The 17,648-nt window shown below is 62.7% G+C and carries 16 protein-coding genes; 8 read left to right on the top strand and 8 right to left on the bottom strand.

Annotated elements, in window-relative coordinates; all coding sequences use genetic code 11:
• Positions 1–61 precede the first annotated feature (61 nt).
• The 6 genes from HKK57_RS26160 to HKK57_RS26135 all read right to left on the bottom strand — a co-directional run bounded on the left by HKK57_RS26160 (position 62) and on the right by HKK57_RS26135 (position 8,429).
• Positions 62–1,402: a sensor histidine kinase gene (locus tag HKK57_RS26160; RefSeq protein WP_029292990.1), complete on the bottom strand. Its 1,341-nt coding sequence runs from the start codon at positions 1,400–1,402 to the stop codon at positions 62–64.
• Positions 1,399–2,118, bottom strand: coding sequence for a response regulator transcription factor (locus HKK57_RS26155; protein ID WP_029292988.1), 720 nt, complete (start codon positions 2,116–2,118; stop codon positions 1,399–1,401). Before HKK57_RS26155 ends, HKK57_RS26160 begins: the two co-directional genes overlap by 4 nt.
• 180 nt (positions 2,119–2,298) lie before the next feature.
• Entirely contained in the window at positions 2,299–3,120 is an 822-nt protein-coding gene (locus tag HKK57_RS26150) for a hypothetical protein (protein ID WP_169391117.1), read from the bottom strand.
• Positions 3,117–4,715, bottom strand: coding sequence for a hypothetical protein (locus HKK57_RS26145; protein ID WP_169391116.1), 1,599 nt, complete (start codon positions 4,713–4,715; stop codon positions 3,117–3,119). The genes HKK57_RS26150 and HKK57_RS26145 overlap by 4 nt, the downstream gene beginning before the upstream one ends.
• 157 nt (positions 4,716–4,872) lie before the next feature.
• A complete protein-coding gene (locus HKK57_RS26140) occupies positions 4,873–6,618 on the bottom strand; it encodes a hypothetical protein (RefSeq protein WP_154907370.1) in 1,746 nt (581 codons plus the stop codon).
• Positions 6,615–8,429 carry a tyrosinase family protein gene (locus HKK57_RS26135; RefSeq protein WP_154907371.1) on the bottom strand — a complete coding sequence of 605 codons (1,815 nt, stop codon included), beginning with the start codon at positions 8,427–8,429 and terminating at the stop codon, positions 6,615–6,617. The genes HKK57_RS26140 and HKK57_RS26135 overlap by 4 nt, the downstream gene beginning before the upstream one ends.
• A gap of 161 nt (positions 8,430–8,590) precedes the next feature.
• Between HKK57_RS26135 and HKK57_RS26130 the strand changes: the two genes are divergently transcribed.
• Complete coding sequence (locus HKK57_RS26130) at positions 8,591–9,070, top strand: Lrp/AsnC family transcriptional regulator (RefSeq protein ID WP_029292979.1); 480 nt, start codon at positions 8,591–8,593, stop codon at positions 9,068–9,070.
• Between the two features lie 136 nt (positions 9,071–9,206).
• Here the strand turns inward: HKK57_RS26130 and HKK57_RS26125 are convergent, their stop codons facing one another.
• The gene (locus HKK57_RS26125; protein ID WP_154907372.1) at positions 9,207–9,635 is read right to left on the bottom strand and encodes a hypothetical protein; all 429 of its coding nucleotides are present in this window, start codon (positions 9,633–9,635) and stop codon (positions 9,207–9,209) included.
• 81 nt (positions 9,636–9,716) lie between these two features.
• The gene (locus HKK57_RS26120) at positions 9,717–10,622 is read right to left on the bottom strand and encodes a LysR substrate-binding domain-containing protein (RefSeq protein ID WP_070995923.1); all 906 of its coding nucleotides are present in this window, start codon (positions 10,620–10,622) and stop codon (positions 9,717–9,719) included.
• Positions 10,623–10,828: 206 nt separating this feature from the next.
• On the opposite strand from HKK57_RS26120, the gene HKK57_RS26115 reads away from it, so the two are divergent.
• The 7 genes from HKK57_RS26115 to HKK57_RS26085 all read left to right on the top strand — a co-directional run bounded on the left by HKK57_RS26115 (position 10,829) and on the right by HKK57_RS26085 (position 17,486).
• On the top strand, positions 10,829–11,776 hold the full coding sequence (locus tag HKK57_RS26115) for a branched-chain amino acid ABC transporter permease (RefSeq protein ID WP_029292973.1): 948 nt from the start codon (positions 10,829–10,831) through the stop codon (positions 11,774–11,776).
• Complete coding sequence (locus HKK57_RS26110; protein ID WP_169391115.1) at positions 11,773–12,873, top strand: ABC transporter permease subunit; 1,101 nt, start codon at positions 11,773–11,775, stop codon at positions 12,871–12,873. Before HKK57_RS26115 ends, HKK57_RS26110 begins: the two co-directional genes overlap by 4 nt.
• Positions 12,870–13,643, top strand: coding sequence for an ABC transporter ATP-binding protein (locus HKK57_RS26105; protein WP_029292970.1), 774 nt, complete (start codon positions 12,870–12,872; stop codon positions 13,641–13,643). Before HKK57_RS26110 ends, HKK57_RS26105 begins: the two co-directional genes overlap by 4 nt.
• Positions 13,636–14,352, top strand: coding sequence for an ABC transporter ATP-binding protein (locus HKK57_RS26100; protein WP_169391114.1), 717 nt, complete (start codon positions 13,636–13,638; stop codon positions 14,350–14,352). Before HKK57_RS26105 ends, HKK57_RS26100 begins: the two co-directional genes overlap by 8 nt.
• 84 nt (positions 14,353–14,436) lie before the next feature.
• A complete protein-coding gene (locus HKK57_RS26095) occupies positions 14,437–15,576 on the top strand; it encodes a branched-chain amino acid ABC transporter substrate-binding protein (protein WP_029292965.1) in 1,140 nt (379 codons plus the stop codon).
• A 186-nt stretch (positions 15,577–15,762) separates the two neighbouring features.
• On the top strand, positions 15,763–16,254 hold the full coding sequence (locus tag HKK57_RS26090) for an L-2-amino-thiazoline-4-carboxylic acid hydrolase (RefSeq protein ID WP_029292963.1): 492 nt from the start codon (positions 15,763–15,765) through the stop codon (positions 16,252–16,254).
• A complete protein-coding gene (locus HKK57_RS26085; RefSeq protein ID WP_169391113.1) occupies positions 16,251–17,486 on the top strand; it encodes a Zn-dependent hydrolase in 1,236 nt (411 codons plus the stop codon). Before HKK57_RS26090 ends, HKK57_RS26085 begins: the two co-directional genes overlap by 4 nt.
• The last annotated feature ends 162 nt before the right edge of the window (positions 17,487–17,648 follow it).

Raw genomic sequence — 17,648 nt, 5'->3', positions numbered from 1 at the left:
GTGGGTCACAAGTAATTCAGGGCTCGAATGCTAGTGATTCTCATATGGGAGTAAACGCAATTTACAACTTATACACTTTGAGGCGCAGATGCAGGCTCAGCCCGGGCGTGGTGTTCTGCGCCCATAACTGACCGCCTTGCAACTGCACGATGCTGCGTGCAATCGACAAGCCCAGGCCATAACCGTCACCGCCCGGGCGGGCGGCATTGAGGCGGGTGAACGGCAGGAAGATCTGCTCCAGCTTGTCGGGCTCGATGCCCGGGCCTTGGTCCTGGATGCACAGGTGCCAGAAATCGCCCTCAAGCTTACCGGTCAAGCGCACCACGCCCTGTTCGGGGGAGTGGCGGATGGCATTGCGCAGGATATTTTCCAGGGCCTGGGCCAGGCCATTGAGGTTGCCCAGCACCCAGACGCCTGCGGGCAGCTCGCAGGGCAGGCGCTCGCTTGACCAGCCGCTTTCAAAGCAGGCGTCTTCGCGCAACAGGTCCCACAACGGCTCCATCTCCACCGCTTCCACCGGCATGGATGGGCGTTCGGTATCCAGCCAGACCAGCTCCAGGGTGTTGCCGATCAGGCGTTCCATGCCTTGCACTTCGCGCTCCAGGCGTTGGCGCAGGGCGCCCGGATCGGGCTCGCGCTCGCCGGCCACCCGCAGCCGGCTCAAGGGCGTGCGCAGTTCGTGGGACAAGTCCCGCAGCAAGCGCCGTTGCAGCACCACCGTGCTCTCCAGGCGCTCGGCCATATGATCGAAGGCCCGGGCCAATTCACCCAACTCATCGCGACGGCGCGTCACCTGGGCTCCTACCCGTGACGCCAGGTCCCCGGCGCTCAGGGCATTGGCCTGGCGCCGCAGGATCACCAGCGGCGAAATCAGCACCCGGTACAACAGCACGCCGAACAACAGCGCCAGTGAGGCCGGCAGGACGTGTTGCAGGAGGATGTTCCAGCGGCCATTGTCCTTGCGCGGGTCCAGGTGCAAGGGCAACTCCATCACCAGCCGCGATTGGCCATCGCTGAACGGGATATAAAACGTCGGCCGGCCACCGGGGCGCCCCACCGGCCAGTCGATCCGGCGCACGAAATCCAACTTGCGCCGCTCAAGCGTGGTCAGCGCCTGGGAAGACAGCGAATGGTGGTCATCCACCACCACCGCCCACACCTGCTCCCGGGCGCGCAAGGTGTTCAGGAACTCGTCGACGCCTGCCGCGCCGCGCTCACGCCAGGCGGCTTCGGCCTGCTGCGCATAATCGGTAAGAATCTGCCGGGTGGGCGCGGGCAAGCGCGCAGTGGCTTCCTGGATACGCTGGCTCACATCCACCTGCAGGCTGACCACCAACAGGCACAGCACCGCCAGCAGGCCGATCAGTTTCCACAACAGCGAATGACGGTTGGGCAGCCTCATGGCGCCAGCCGGGTCAGGATGTAGCCGGTACTCCTGACCGTCTCCACGCGCCCGGCGGTGTAGCCGATGGCCTGCAACTTGCGGCGGATGCGGCTGACATGCATGTCCAGGCTGCGATCATGCCGGGAATAGGCACGGTGCATCACCTGCTGGTACAGGAACGCCTTGGTCAGCACCTCATCGACATGGGCCACCAGGGTTTCCAGCACCCGATACTCGGTGGTGGTCAGGTCGGCCCACTGCCCATTGAGGCTGACATCGGTGCGCTGTTCGTCGAATGTCAGTTGCGGGTCTTCATTGCGCGCCGTGCCCGGCACCTCGTGTTCATAGGCCACGCGGCGCAGGATCGCGTCGATGCGCACATCCATTTCCAGCATGCTGAACGGCTTGGGCAGGTAATCGTCGGCGCCCTGGCTGAAACCGGTGATGCGGTCCTGCTCGGCGCCAAGGGCCGACATCAGGATCACCGGCACCCGCTGATGCCGGCGCAGTTGCGCCAGCACCTCCAGGCCGCTGCTGCCCGGCAGCATGATATCCATCAGGATCAGGTCGAAAGGTTGGGCGCGCACCAGTTCGACGATTTCACCCCCGTTCTGGCGCAACGTGACATCGAAGCCGCGTTGGCCCAGGTGGCTGTCCAGATGGGCGGCAAGCACCGGGTCATCCTCGACGGCGAGGATGCGACGCGCTGTGGGGAGCGAAGAGTGGGCGTGCATGGGAATTTCCTGCGAATGCGAATGTTTCTAAGTCGCGCATTCTGGCAAATCTTCCGGCACATTCCTATTGATTGCGGTTTATTGCTGCATTTGCCGGATGATCCGACAGAACACCGGATCATCCAGATACGCCACATTGAGTCGGGTCCTACATGGAGCCGCGCCCGCTTTAGACCTATCCTAGCGCTGGCAAGGATCGTTCTTGTTCAACAGATTCCCCGTCGAATACCACACGCGTTGCGCCGCTGGCCCCAGGTCCAGCGCCACCGGCGCATCTGCGCGCCCCTCCAGCAACGTCGGATAAACCCCAGGCTTGAGCGGCGACTGGCAGACAATCGGCAGTGACTGCACGGTGGTGAAGTTTAAATCCACCGTAGACACCAGTTGCGCCGCCGAAAACGGCGCTGGCGGGCCGGGCAGGGTGATGATTTCCTGGAAGTCCGGATCCTGGGCGATGTAGTGCGTCAAGTGCGCCTCTGTGCCCCGGCCAAACAGGGTGTAGACCAGCTGTTTCGGCCGGTCGATGCCCAGGTTGAACGGCCGGTAGATCACCACCGCCTCGACCGTCACGGGTACGTTGTCAAACAGCACCGGCCCCGGTGTGCCGCCGCCATCGTTGGAGTAGCCGTCAAAGATCGTCGCCTTGAACGAGGTCACTTCACCGGCCTTGAGCTGGGGCAGGGTGAACGTGTCGTCGTCGACGTTGATCAGGTTGTACGGCTTGCTCGGATTGGCCGCGCGCAGGGCCTGGTACTTGGCCATTACGTCTGCGGGCAGGCTGGCCTGTAGCACGATCTGGTACATGTGCTTTTCCGTGGTGAACATTGGCATGTGCACCAGGAACAGGGTCTGCGAGCCGACCATGAACATGCCGTGGTTGCCCGGCGCATCGGCATCGGCGCCGTTGCTGACCGCGTGCAGTTCATGGGGGGAATGGGCAACGGCCAGCTGCGCGAGGGCCATCGATAGCGCAAGCAGCAGGGTTGCAAGGGAGCGTTTCATGGTGGGCCATCCTTGAGGGTTTCGAAGGCATTTACGCGTTTGATCAGGCTTTTTTGCTTGGCCGAATCGGCGTTGTTGAACAGGAACGAGAAGTCCGAGGCCAGGCTGCTGCTGCCGGCAATCGTCGCCTGCTGATGGCAGGCATTGCAGTCCATGCTCTGGACGTAGGTCTCCATGGTGGTATTGGCCACCGGTACGTTGCTATCGCTGATAAAGGCGCCATAGGACAGGGGCACCTTCGCACCCGCGCCCGGCTCCGGGTCCGGTGCGGTCGGGGCGGTGATCCACAGCACATTGACTAGCTTGTAGTACTGGAACACCGACTGGCCGTTGGTCTGCTGGGCGAAGCTGGCCTGCACGGCGCCGTTGAGCGCCTGCATGTCCGAAGGCAAGGGGTGTTCGCGGGTGGTCTGCACCGGCTGGTTGCGTGGATAGGGTTCGGTGCATTCGCGATCAGGGTGGTGCTGCTGGCACTGGATACGGGCCACGTTGGGCGTGCACACGTCAGGGCCACCGGTGCAATTGGGGTTGTAGAAGGTAAAACCGTCAGGCGGTGTCTGTTGCGCGGGCACCTGGCCTGGCTCTTGTACGTTGTCTACTTGCTCGAAGGTGGTCCAGATAAAGTTCGGTGAACTCTGGGTCTTGTTGATGATATGCAGGCCCACCAGGCCCACCACCTGTTGGGTGCACTGCAGGGTGGCGGGGTTCTTGAGCCAGGCCACGGTGGTCAGGTAGCGCCCGTAGAGCTGGGGCTTGCCGGTGAGGATACGCCAGGCGGCCTTGAGTTCCAGGGCACCCAGTTGTTCCTGGGGCAGGGGCTGTGCCGGCATCGAGCGCATCAGCTCGCCGGCGGGCAGGGACAGCCCGGCCGGATGATTGCCATCGCTGTTTTGTGCAACGACCATTTGATTGGCGGCATCGTACAGCCCGTACTTGACGATATAGTCAAACTCGGCCTTGCCCACCTTGCGCTCGAAATACACCAGGTTGCCGGTCTGGTCCGTCAGCCAGCCGCCGGCGGCTTCCATGATTGGGTCGGGAATCGAAGCCAGGGTGCCGCTGGACAAGTGGAAGCGATGCTTGGCGTTGGTCGCGCTTTCCGAGGTGGCGTTCATGAACTTGCGCGCCCCCACCGACAGCGCTTTGAGGCTGCCCTCGCTGCTGCAATTGGACGGCACCAATGTCTGCACGCCCCAGCCTGTGGGCGGTCGGGCGCCGGGCAGGAATATATCGTTAGCGTCTTTAAAGCTTGCCCACACCGGCGCGGTGGTCATGGGTTGCCCGGCGACCTGGGGCACGCCAAATTGCGCCATGCTGATCTTGCGGTTCGGCTCGCCCGCGAGGGCTGCATTGGCTGGCCATCCGGGATCCACGGGCCAGTTCAGGGCAATAAACAGCTGCCAGCCAAAACAGTTCATGAAGCTCTGGCCAGTGGTGTTGAAATTGTTGACGGGTAGAAAACCGCCGCTGTTGGGGTCGAACACCAACTGCTGCTGGACGCAGGTATCGGCATCCGATGCCTGGGCCGTGGGCAGGAGAAACAGCGACAGCAGCGTGCTGACCAGCAGCAGACCACGTAAGCGAAATCTGTACATCATCGCGCTCCTTGCATGAAGGTGAAGCCAGTAACCGTTCTGTAGGAGCCGGCTTGCCGGCGAAAAACCTGAGAGCACCGCTGGGCATCAGATACCCCGCGTTATCGTTGAGGATTTTCGCTGGCAAGCCAGCTCCTACAGAGGTCGGTGTAGGCCCTTAAGTGGATGGCACCAGCGCCAGCCCGGACTCCCAAGGGTGGTCCGCCGCGCTGACGTTATCCGCCTCGCCCGGATTGAGCGCGCGCACTGTCACCAGTCCCGGCGCCGCGTTCGCCGCGACGGTGATGGTCATGATGTAACCCTGGGTACCGCCCGCATTGGTCTGGCCGGGAATGGCCGAGGCGTCGGGCAGGAACTGCGTGACCTGCGCCGTGACCCCGGGGTTGTTGAACTGGATCCGTGCGGTGGCGGCGGTGGTCTTGAGGTCCGCGCCTTGTACCACCAGCGCGAATTGCCCGCTGGTACCTGGGGCTAGCCAGGCCGGCAGGTCGGTGGGCGACTGGCCGTAGAACAGGTCCAGCGGCAACAACTGCACCGGCCAGGGCTGCAGGCCATTGACCCGATCCTGCACGCAAGGCGATTGCTGCTGCGCGGTGCTCGGCATGGTGGTGACACTCAGGCCCACCAGCAATTGCTGGGCAATCACCCACACATAGTTCACCGCCTGGCCATTGATGGTGATGTCGTTGATCGAGAACCCGGCACTTTCCGGTACCTCGAACACCGCCTGCAGGATCTGGTCGGAGCCGTTGATCGCCGATTTGGCGGTACCGCGGGTGATGCGCCAGTACTGGCTCACATCCTGGCCTTGGGGGCCTTTCCAGGCATTGAAGTTGGTCGGCTGTTGCAGGTACAGGGCGATGGGGTTGGTCAGGGAAATCCGGCTGGGGGTGGCCCCATCATTCGTCGCCCCGTTGGCTGCAAAGCCGATATGCGGGTCGGAGTTGCGATAGTTCTGCCCATATTGCGCGCAGCAGATCAGCGCCTGGGCGCTCTGGCTGCTTTTCAGGGGCCGCATGATCGTGGCCGCCGCCGCCAGGTACACCTCGGCGCTGAGGGTGTTGGGCCCAGAGGTCAGGTGCATCGCGCCGCCGAACTGGCCGGGGGTGCAGGCGGTGCCGGCGTTCCACTTGTTGACGGTGTCGTAGGCCGGCAGGCCAGTGGTCGGGTCAATCACCGGGTCACCGGCCTTGCCGGTCTTGCAGTCGGCGGTGTAGCGCAGGTAGAGATCTTGCAGTTGCACATTCGGGTCGATGTAGTCGCGATACAAGCCCAGCACGGCATTCGGATCGATGCGCCACATGGCCAGGAAGTACGCCGGGTTTTCACTGGTAAAGGTGATCTTGCGCATGTTGCCGTTGGTATCGCGCACGATCGACCACTCGCAGTATTCGTCCAGCCAGCCCCGTGGCCCCGAGGGCGAGAAGTCTTTGTATTTGCCGTTCCAGTCGATAGTCGGGCAGCGGGTTACGGGCAGTTGCAGCAGGGTGCCTTTCTTGTCCGGGTCGTACAGGGTGTACAGGGTGCCGTTGATGGTGATCTGGCCGTTGTCGGTCAGCTCCATGACCTGTTGCAGGGTCATGGCCTTGTTGCCCAGTTGTGGAATCACCGCAGTGCCGTTGTTGTAGAAAAAGGTCCACAACCGGTTGGGAAAGGGTTGCCAGGTAATCGCCGGCAGGGTGGTGTCGCCATAGCCTTCGACCAGCGGGTTGTAATAGGCCGAGCGGGGCGCGTCATACAGGCCCGACCAGGGGTTGCCGATGATCGCCGCTTCGGTCCAGCCGGTTATGTCGTTGTTCCAGTCGGTTTCGAATTGTGGCAACTGGTCTTCCAGACCCAGCTTGTTGTAGTCCTTTGGCGCTTGCCCAGCGGGGGAGGTGAATTGCTTGAAGGGCGTGCTCATGACAAATCTCCATGGGGGGTAGAAATGCTGCAGCAACCGGCACTCGGGGGAGGGTCGGCGACGGTCTGGCGCGGGTCATCCCACACCAGTTGGGCGATAAAGCCGGGCAGCGGCGCGTACTCTTGCGGCGCCAATACCCGGCCACTATCGAGATGGGTAACCAGCAGGCTCAACTGCACGGCGTCCGTGGGGCCGAGGTGCAGTGCCGAGGCACTGCGCGCGGCATTGAGCGCGCGGCAGACGCCGTGGGTAATGCAGCGCCCCTTGTCATCCACCAGCCCCATGCCGATGCGGCTGAAGCGCCCGACGTAGTGCGGGTTATCAGCGTTGACCTGTTGGGGCGTGGCGTCGGGCTGGTTGAGGAAAACGTCGATCAGGTAGGTATCGTGGGTGCAGCGCACATGGTCGAACACCACCCACGGGCCGCCGGCCTGCGCCGGATCCTGGGCAGGCGCGGCACTGTGCGGGCAGCAGGCTTTTGCGCTGGCGCGTCGTGCGCCAAACGGCGGCGCGACAGGCACGCTGTAGTCATAGCCGATATGCCGGCTGTCCTGGGCCATATCGCCCAGGGTGGTATAGCGCCAGGCATCGGCACTGGTGAACGTGACGGTCTCGGCCTGGCTGCCGGCAAACGGCTGGAGCAGGCATTGGGTGGTGTACTGCGCCGCCGGGTTGGCGCGGATCCAGATCTCCAGCACGCGATCGATATTGGCGTGGTAGGAGCAGAACACCGGGTCAAACGCGGTGTAGGCGTTATCGGCCATATCACCGCCGATCCAGCCGTGATAGTTGTCGTGGGGCTGTTCAAACAGGCCATCGAAATTCAGCGTGCGGTTGGGGTACAGCTCGTCCTTTTGCGGTGGATCAAACACGGTGATATTGGCCCAGGGATACCCCGGCACGCCCTGGGGCTGGCTGAAGGTCTTGAACGCCAAGGCATCCACCACCTGCTGCTGGAAAATCCGGCTCATGCCATACAACTGGGTGCGCTTGACGCGCTGCTGGTCGCCCTGGGTATAGAACAACGGGTTGCGCTGCACGAAGCGGCAGTCCAGGCCCTCGACATTGCCCGAGGCACAGACTTTCGAGCGGCCATCCTTGGCTGCCGCATAGCGCAATGGGTTTCGCCGCACTTCGCCGCTGTGCGGGTGCACATAGGTTTCATCGAGAAAGGCCTGGGGCAGGCCGGCCTGCGGGCTGCCATCGATACTGGCGTCCTCGGCCATCCAGTCCCAGTAGGGGATCGGGCAGTCGATCAAGGCTTCCAGGTACAGCAGGTAGGCGCGATGCCACAAGGCAAAGGCTTCCTGGTAATGCAGGCACCAGTTGGTATGGATATAGGCATAGCGCTGCCAGGGCGAGCCACTGTCCGGGTTGCCGATCTGCATCACGTCGTCGAGCCGCGCACGGTACAGGTCCAGTTGCGCCTGGCTCAGCGCGCGGATGTCCTGGCGCACGCGCTTGACCGGGTGCGGCAGGTCTGGAGGCGGGATGCGCTCGGCAATGTCGAATGGCGAAAAGCTGTTCAGGCGCCAGCCCTGGTTGACCCACTGCCGGAAGGTTTCCAGGGCGTCGATGGGCCAGAATTGCCGGTCGTCCAGGGTCAACGGCATGTTGCGCGACGCCAGGTGCTGGTAGATAGTTTCGGACCAGGCCTTGACCGAGTCGGGGTCTTCCAGGAACACATCGTAGGCGTTCATGCAGCGCACCCACGAGCCTGCGACGTTGGCGCGATCTGCCGTTGGTATCCAGTAAGGCGCGGTGAAAAGCCCTTGGATATCAGCGGCCCATGTCGGTTTCGCGACTATCATAAGATCCCTCTCATGCGGCCCCAATGCTGGATTTTCCGGGGCTGCTAAGCTGGATTTGATAGTAACGGGCCACTGTGCAGTGATTTGTGCAAATTGGCCGGCCTTTACGGCGGATTCATTGCAGTTTTCTCAAGGAAGAAGTGGAAATAATGACAGACGCCATGGATTTGAAAATTCTCGGCAAGTTGCAGAAGGACTGCACCCAGAGCCTGGACCTGCTCAGCGACAGCGTGGGGCTGTCCTCGACCAGTTGTTACCGGCGCATCCGGCGCCTGGAGAGCGTGGGCATCATCAAGGCCAAAGTCGCAGTGCTGGATGAAAAAAAGCTGGGGATCCAGGTCACGGCGTTCTTTTTGATCAAGCTTGATAAAGACAGCAACGACATTGATCGCAAGATGCAGCACATCCTGGCCAACCACCCGGAGATTCAGGACTGCTACCTGATGACCGGGGAGTTTGATTTTGTGATGGTGGCCAAGTTTCGCGATGCCACGGAGTACACCGAATACATCTATCGGTTTCTTGATACTTACCGGGATATCCCGATCCGCACCTATTCGTCGACGTTGGTGGTGCGCACCGTGAAGAAGTCCTATGAACTGCCGCTGCAAGGCGTGCAGCACCTTCCTCCAGACCTGTAGACGCCGGCTTGTGTGGGAGCGGGCTTGCCCGCGATTACGGTAGATCAGTCAGCACCTGTCTTGGCTGACCCACCGCCATCGCGGGCAAGCCCGCTCCCACAGGGTTATGCGTTCGCCGTAATGATCCGGTTGTCTATCAGGCCGCCACAGCCTGAAGCTGCAAGCCACCTTCGACATCCTTGACCAACCCGCTGGCCAGCAGCAACGGCAGCAAACGCTTGTGCAACTGCGGCTCGACAAACTCCTTGACCGTCTCCAGCGCCAAGTCGCCACTGCCCGGCAGGTCGGTCTTGGTATAGGACAGCCAGGCCTTTTTCAGCATCTGCAACACATCGCTGCCAGCGGTCAACGCAAAGCGGCGGTGGGTAATCTGGCCCAGGAAGTTGAAGCTGTGCTGATATTCGTAACCTTTCTCGTCACCTGCGCTGGCAACGCAGCGCACGCAGGTGCAAGGGCCATCGCCAAAGGCAGCCTGCAGGTAGCTATTGAAGTCCACCACGGGCTTGAGCGACAGGCGCTTGTCCACTTCGAACAGGTCGCCGGTCATTTTTGCGTCGTTACTCAAGGTGTATTTCCTCGCAGGTCTGCAGCTGGTTTTTCAAAGCGCGGCATCATACCTCATCTGTAGGAGCTGGCTTGCCGGCTCCTACAGGGAGCTCTGGCCCAGCCGCTCCTTGATCCAGTCATACAGGTTATTGCCCTCGCTCGACAGTTCGCTGCTGGCCCGGCGGCACAGGTAGTACTGGCGTCCGTCATCCACCGGCAAGTCGAACAGTTGCACCAATTCACCCCGGGCCACCAGCGGCGCCACCAACGGCGCACGCAGCAGCGAGCAGCCGAGGCCGGTGAGGGTGGCGACCAGGGTCAACTGGCCGTCCTCCAGCAACAGACCATTGTGCGTGTTGCTGTGACTGGCCTCGGCGACATCGAACCATTGCCCCCAGGTGCCGCGTTCTTCGTCGTGCAGCAGCGGCAGTTCGCTGAGCGCCTGCGGTGTGGCGATAGGCCCGTGGCGCTGCAGGAATTCGCGGCTGCAAAACGGCGTGACCGCGCCGCTGATCAGCGGCTCGCTGTGATACCCCGGCCAGTGCCCGGTACCGAAACGGATCGACAGGTCGGCAGCATCGCTGGGGTAGCTGCGGTGGTTGGCGTAGGTGATGTTGATGTCCAGCGCCGGGTTGGCGCTTAAAAACTGCGGCAGGCTCGGGATGAACAGGTTGGTGGCGAACATCGGGATCAGGCTGATGGTGACCTGGCGCGTCGCGCTCTTTTCCCGCACGTGCTCGGTGGCGCTGCGCAGTACCGCGAATGCCGAGCGAATCGCCCGGTAGTACTCGCGACCTTCTTCGGTCAGGCCCAGGTTGCGGCCTTGGCGCATCGTCAGCGGCTGTTGTAGGAAGCTCTCCAGCAAGTGCAGTTGATGACTGACCGCCGAGGGCGACACCCCTAGTTCGCGCGCGGCGGCATTCACGCCCCCATGGCGGGCAAAAGCCTCGAAGGTGCGCACGGCACGTAAAGGTGGGTCGTTGGCCAACTGTTCTAAATTATTCATGTGTTGAATTAAATACTAAGTAAAAAGATAAATAAAGCGGCTTTGGCCTGGAAAAAACGCCGTAAATAGGGCGTTTTTTATTTGGCATAAACATATTCCTTTCAGATATTTGATAAAAACAGAATAAATAACTAGTGTTCCGCGCTCGGGCTTTCAGTCGGTGCGCCCTGGCACCGACGTTTTTGTGTATGGAGTTGATGGTTCTCATGGATGCGTTTATCCAGCAACTGCTCAACGGCTTGCTGTCGGGCAGTCTCTACGCGCTAGTGGCCTTGGGTTACACCATGGTCTACGGCATTTTGCGGATCATTAACTTTGCCCACGGCGATGTGTTGATGATTGGCGCGCTGGTGGGCCTGTCGGTGATCCGTGTGCTGCAGGCGGCCTTCCCGCAGATGCCGCCGGTGCTGTTGCTGCTGGCAGCGGCGATGATTGCCATGGCCTTTTGTGCGGTGCTGGCGGTGGTGATCGAGCGTGTCGCCTATCGGCGCTTGCGCAACGCCCCGCGCCTGGCGCCGTTGATCAGTGGTATCGGCGTGTCGCTGTTGTTGCAGACCGTCGCCATGCTGGTCTGGACCCGCAACCCACAGATGTTCCCGCAATTGCTGCCCCTGGAACCCATCGAAGTGCTGGCCGGCGATGCCACCCATGCCGCCGTGACCAATGCCACCGCGCTGACCACCATTGGCGTGGCGCTGAGCCTGATGGTCGGGCTGTTGCTGCTGGTCGAGCGCACGCGCTTTGGCCGGGCCATGCGCGCCGTGGCCGAGAACCCGCAAGTGGCGAGCCTGATGGGCATCAACCCCAACCGCATCATCGTCATGACCTTCGCCATCGGCGGCGCCCTGGCCGCGCTGGCAGGCATCATGATGGCCAGCAACTATGGCAGCGCGCATTTCTATATGGGCTTCCTGCCCGGCATCAAGGCCTTTACCGCGGCAGTGCTGGGCGGCATCGGCAACCTCAAGGGCGCCATGCTCGGCGGCCTGCTGCTGGGGCTGATCGAAGCCTTGGGAACCGGCTACCTGGGGGCTGCCACCAACGGCGTGTTCGGCAGCAACTACCAGGATGTGTTCGCCTTTATCGTGTTGATCGCGGTGCTGGTGTTCCGTCCCCAAGGGCTGTTGGGCGAACGATTGGCGACCCGCGCATGAGCCTGGCAACCGCTGTGAGCCCTTCGAGCAAACGTGCCAGCCTGGGCCTGGTGCTGTTCGCCCTGGCCCTGGTGTTGGCCCCATGGATTGTCGGGCATGCCGGCGGCAATACCTGGGTGCGCACCCTGGACTTTGCCCTGTTGTACATCATGTTGGCCCTGGGCCTGAACATCGTGGTGGGTTATGCCGGCCTGCTGGACATGGGCTTTATCGCCTTCTACGCGGTGGGCGCCTACCTGGCGGCATTGCTCTCGTCGCCCCATCTGATGCAACAGTTCCCGGCCTTGCTGGCGCTGATGCCAGAGGGCATGCACACCTCGATCTGGCTGATTCTGCCGCTGGCGGCGCTATTGGCGGCCGGGTTCGGGGTGATCCTTGGGGCGCCGACCCTGCGTTTGCGCGGCGACTACCTGGCCATCGTCACCCTGGGCTTTGGCGAGATCATCCGCATATTGCTGCGTAACCTGGACCGCCCGGTGAACCTCACCAACGGCCCCAAAGGCATCGCCCAGGTTGATCCGGTGACGCTGCTGGGGGTCAACCTGGGGCGCACCCAGGAACTGTTCGGCCTGCGCTTGCCCTCGGTCTACCTCTATTACTACCTGTTCGCCGCGTTGGTGGTGCTGATCCTGTTTGCCTGCATCCGCCTCGAGCGCTCGCGCATCGGCCGCGCGTGGATGGCGATCCGCGAAGACGAAGAGGCGGCCCAGGCCATGGGCCTCAATACCTTGCGCCTGAAGCTGCTGGCATTTGCCATTGGTGCGGCGTTCGGCGGTATCAGTGGGGCGCTGTTTGCCTCGTTCCAAGGCTTTGTTTCACCCGAATCCTTCACCCTCAATGAGTCCATCGCCGTGCTGGCCATGGTGGTGCTCGGCGGCATCGGGCATATCCCCGGGGTGATTCTGGGCTGCGTGTTGCTCGCGGCCCTGCCCGAAGCGTTGCGCGCCAGCATGGGCCCCTTGCAGCAGGCGCTGTTTGGCCAAGTGCTGGTGGACCCGGAAATTATCCGCCAGCTGTTCTACGGCCTGGCGCTGATTCTGGCGATGCTGTATCGACCCGCCGGCCTCTGGCCGAGCCGCACAGGAGGTGCACCTTGAACCATCCGTTATTACAGATCGAGAAGGTCAATAAACAGTTTGGCGGCGTGGCCGCGCTCGATGACGTGAGCTTGAGTATCGAGGCCGGGGAAATCTACGGCCTGATCGGGCCCAATGGCGCCGGCAAGACCACCTTCTTTAATGTGATGACGGGGTTATACACCCCGGACTCCGGGCGCTTTCAACTCGACGGCCAGGAGTACCAGCCCACGGCGGTACACCAGGTGGCCCGCGCTGGCATCGCGCGCACATTCCAGAATATCCGCCTGTTCAACGCCATGAGCGCCCTGGAAAACGTCATGGTCGGGCGCCATGTGCGCACCCATAACGGCGTGTGGGCGGCCTTGAGCGGGCATTCGCGCGGGCGCGAGGAAGAAGCGCAGACCCGCGCCCACGCCCATCGCCTGCTGGCCTATGTCGGCCTGGCCGGGTTTGCCCACTACCGTGCCGACAGCCTGTCCTACGGCCACCAGCGGCGCCTGGAAATTGCCCGTGCCCTGGCCACCGAACCGCGCCTGCTGGCCCTCGACGAGCCGGCCGCCGGCATGAATGCCAGCGAGAAAGTGCAACTGCGCAGCCTGCTGGAAAAAATCCGCGACGACGGCCACACCCTGTTGCTGATCGAACACGACGTGAAGCTGGTGATGGGCGTGTGTGACCGCATCAGCGTGCTGGACTACGGACGCGTGATCGCCGTGGGCGCGCCTGCCGAAGTGCGCCGCCACCCGCAAGTGATCCAGGCCTATCTGGGAGCCGGCGCGCATGTCTGAAGCGTTGTTGCAGATTGCCGGCCTGAAGGTGCGCTACGGCGCCATCGAGGCGGTCAAGTCCCTGGACCTGCATATAGATGAAGGCGAACGGGTCACGTTGATCGGCGCCAATGGCGCCGGCAAAAGCTCCAGCCTCAAGGCCCTGACCGGGTTGCTGCCGGCCGCTGCGGGGCAGATCCGCTTTGCTGGCCGCTCGATCCTCCACCTGGCGCCCCATGAGCGCCTGACCCTGGGCATCGCCATGGTGCCGGAAGGGCGTGGCATTTTTGCGCGCATGAGCGTGCTGGAAAACCTCCAGGCCGGCGCGTTCCTGCGCCGCGACCCACAGCAAGTCAACCTGGAAATCCGCCAGTTGTTCGAACACTTTCCGCGCCTGGAAGAACGCTTGCAGCAGTCGGCCGGCTTGCTCTCCGGTGGCGAGCAGCAGATGCTCGCCCTGGCCCGTGCGCTGCTGTCCAAGCCCCGCCTGCTGGTGCTCGATGAGCCGTCCATGGGCCTGGCGCCGATCATGGTCGAAAAGCTGTTCCAGGTGATCGATGATGTGTGCCGCCAGGGCATGACCCTGCTGCTGGTGGAGCAGAACGCGCGCCTTGCGCTGCAAGTGACTGACCGCGCCTATGTGATGGACACCGGGCGTATCAGCCTCAGCGGTGCCAGTGACCAATTGCTCGACCACCCCGAGGTGCGCAGTGCCTACCTCGGTGAATAACCCCCTAACAAACGCCACCGGACGCCCGGCGTGTTTCGTCAACCCCACAGGCCATGAGGGCCTGCTGAGAAACAGGAAAAAACCATGAACAAGACTGCCCCCTTCAAACGCGTACTGTTGTTGAGCCTGGCCATGAGCGGCGTGGCCCAGGCCGACCAGACGGTACTGATCGGCCTGGCCGGACCCTTGACCGGTCCGTCGGCGCGGATCGGCAAAGACCTGGAAAACGGCGCGCAACTGGCCATTGACCAGGCCAACGCCAAGCACCTGAAAATCAATGGCGAGGCCGTGACGTTCAAGCTGGTTTCCGAGGATGACCAGTCCGATCCACGCACCGCCGTCACCGTGGCCCAGCGCCTGGTGGACGAAGGCGTAGTTGGCGTGGTCGGCCATTGGAACACCGGCACCAGCATTCCGGCAGCGCGGGTCTACCATGACGCCGGGATTGCCCAGGTCGCACCAGTGGCCACTGGCCACGCCTACACCCAGCAAGGTTTCGACACCAGCTTGCGGATCATGGGCCACGACGATGACGGCGGCCAGGTCGCCGGCGACTACGCACTCAAGACCCTCAAGGCGCAGCGCATCGCCGTGATCGACGACCGCACCGCGTTCGGCCAGGGCCTGGCGGACCAGTTCGTCAAATCCATCGAGGCCGGTGGCGCCAAGGTGGTTGCGCGCGAATACGTGGACGACAAGACCATCGACTTCAGTGCGGTGCTGACCAACATCCGTGGGCAAAACCCGGACCTGATCTTCTTTGGCGGCGTCGACTCCCAGGCTGCACCGCTGGCCCGGCGCATCAAGCAGTTGGGGATCAAGGCGCCATTGATGGGCGCCGGAGGCTTTGTCAGCCAGACCTTCCTGCAACTGGCACAGAACGAAGGCGAGGGCGTGATCGCCCTGGAACCGGGCCTGGCCGTGGCGCAGATGCCAGGCGGCAAAGCATTTGAAGAGGCCTACAAGGCGCGCTTCAAGAGCAACATCGAGCTGCACGCACCCTTCGCCTATGACGGTGTGGGCGTGCTGATCGCCGCCATCGAGCAGGCCAATTCCACCGATCCGCAGAAGTACCTGCCGGTACTGCGCGCCATCAGCTATCCGGGCGTGACCGGGACCATCGCATTCGATGCCCAGGGCAATCTGCAGAACCCGTCGTTCACCGTTTACCAGGTCAAGGCCAATCAATGGCAACCGGTGAGCGTGGCTGGCGGCAAAAAATAACGCGCTGGATTTAAGTGTAGGCGCTGCTCATGTAGGAGCTGTCTCGCCCGGCGAGGCTGCGATGGGATCACCGCGGTGTATCTGCGACACCGTGGTGTCTGCATCGCAGCCTCGCCGGGCGAGACAGCTCCCACATTGGGCAGCACCCACATTGGATCTTCGCAGCCATTTTGAATGAGGCACACCATGAGCAAACTTGAAGGTGAACTGGGCATCCTGGCCCGCCGGCGCATCGAGGCTGAGATCATCAAGCCGATCTACGAAATCCTCGTGCGCGAGCAGGGCAAGGCCTTTGCCGCCGCGGTGATTGGCGAAGCGGTGGGCAACGCCGCGATCCAGGCCGGCAAGCACTTTGCCGCCCAGGAAGAGCAGGGCGCCGACCTCAAGAGCTTCGTTGAGCTGCAAGTGCTGTGGGAAAAGGACGACGCGCTGAAAGTCGAAATCATCGCCAGCGATGCCGAGCACTACGACTACGACGTCAAGCGTTGCCGCTATGCCGAGATGTACCACGAAATGGGCCTGGGCGAGATCGGCCACCTGTTGTCGTGCAACCGCGACGAGCTGTTTATCGTCGGCTACAACCCGAATATCGAATTGACGCGCACCCAGACCATCATGGGCGGCGCGCCAAGCTGTGACTTCCGCTACCACGCCAAGCCCCAGGAGCCGCGCTCGTGAGCGCCCTGGCGCGGGTCAACGGTGAGCGCCTGTGGGACTCGCTGATGGAAATGGCGCAGATCGGCGGCACGCCCAAGGGCGGTGTCTCGCGCCTGGCGCTGACCGACGAAGACCGGCGCGGGCGTGACCTGTTCGTGGTCTGGTGCACAGCGGCCGGGTGCAGCATTCGTGTGGACGCCATGGGCAACATCTTCGCCCGTCGCGCCGGCCGCCTCGACCATCTGGCCCCGGTGCTGACCGGCTCCCACGGCGACTCGCAGCCAGCGGGCGGCAAGTTCGATGGCATCTACGGCGTGCTGGCCGGCCTGGAAGTGCTGCGCACCTTGAACGACCTGGGCATCGAAACCGATCGACCGATCGAGGTGGTCAACTGGACCAACGAAGAAGGCTCGCGTTTTGCCCCGGCGATGATTTCTTCGGGGGTATATGCCGGGGTGTTCGACCTGGAATACGGTTTGTCCCGCGAAGACAAGGCCGGCGTGAGCATCGGCCAGGCGTTGCAACAGATCGGCTACGCCGGCCCGCATCCGGTGGGAGGGCAGGCGGTGCATGCGGCGTATGAGTTGCATATCGAGCAAGGCCCGATCCTTGAAGCCCAGGACCTGACCATCGGCGTGGTGACGGGGGCCCAGGGCCAGCGTTGGTATGAAGTCGAACTGAGCGGCCGCAGCGCCCATGCCGGCACCACGCCAATGGATCACCGCCTGGATGCACTGCTGGGCTTTGCCCGGGTGGTGGAGGCGGTCAACCAGATCGGCCTGGCCCAAGGCGCCGAAGGGCGGGCGACGGTGGGCATGGCCAACATCTTCCCCAACTCGCGCAATGTGGTGCCGGGGCGGGTGTTTTTCAGTGTTGAGTTCCGCCATCCCGATGAGACGGTGCTGGGCGTGCAAGACCAGCAACTGCACGAAGCCGTGGCGCGGATTGCCGAGGGGATTGGCCTGCAGGCCAGCGTCAAGCAGATCTTCCAGTACGCGCCGATTGCCTTCGACAAGGATTGCGTAGACGTGGTGCAGACCGCGGCCCAAGTGCTGGGCTATAGCCATCGGCGGATGATTTCCGGCGCGGGGCATGACGCCTGCTACCTGAACCAGGTCGCGCCGACGGCGATGATCTTTGTACCCTGTGTGGATGGCTTGAGTCATAACGAGGCGGAAGAGATCCACCCGCACTGGTCCACGGCCGGGGCGGATGTGTTGTTGCAGGCGATTCTGGCTTCGTCGCGTGAGTGATGGATGGGAGCGGGCTTGCCCGCGAAAGCCATAGGTATCTACACAACTTTCAGAAACTGACGAACTCTCCTGTGGCGAGCGGGCTTGCCCGCGTTGGGCTGCGGAGCAGCCCTAAAACCAGCCGCTGCGGTGTATCTGGTACAACGCATTCGGCTTATTGGG

The sequence above is a fragment of the Pseudomonas sp. ADAK21 genome, from assembly GCF_012935735.1.
GTDB lineage: Bacteria > Pseudomonadota > Gammaproteobacteria > Pseudomonadales > Pseudomonadaceae > Aquipseudomonas > Aquipseudomonas proteolytica.
Note: the sequence above shows the minus strand (reverse complement) of the source record. Positions and strands in the feature narration are given on the sequence as shown.